This window comes from Xylophilus sp. ASV27 (assembly GCF_016428875.1).
GTDB lineage: Bacteria > Pseudomonadota > Gammaproteobacteria > Burkholderiales > Burkholderiaceae_C > Xylophilus.
Window position 1 is genome coordinate 1 of record NZ_JAELTO010000426.1, and the last position, 255, is coordinate 255.

Genomic DNA, 255 nt, shown 5'->3' on the forward strand with positions numbered 1-255 from the left:
AGTGGGTGTGCGGCTTGATGGAGCCGGGCTTGCACAGCACTTGGCCGCGTTCGACGTCTTCGCGCTTGGTGCCGCGCAGCAGCAGGCCGACGTTGTCACCGGCCTGGCCCTGGTCGAGCAGCTTGCGAAACATTTCGACGCCGGTGCAGGTGGTCTTTTGCGTGTCGCGGATGCCGACGATTTCGATTTCCTCGCCGACCTTGATGACGCCGCGCTCGATACGGCCGGTGACGACGGTGCCGCGGCCGGAGATGG

At 65.9% G+C, this 255-nt stretch carries 1 protein-coding gene; it reads right to left on the reverse strand.

Going from position 1 to position 255, the window contains the following annotated elements; all coding sequences use genetic code 11:
* The coding region (locus JHD63_RS23640) for an EF-Tu/IF-2/RF-3 family GTPase (protein ID WP_255519325.1) at positions 1 to 255 on the reverse strand (255 nt) is incomplete at both ends.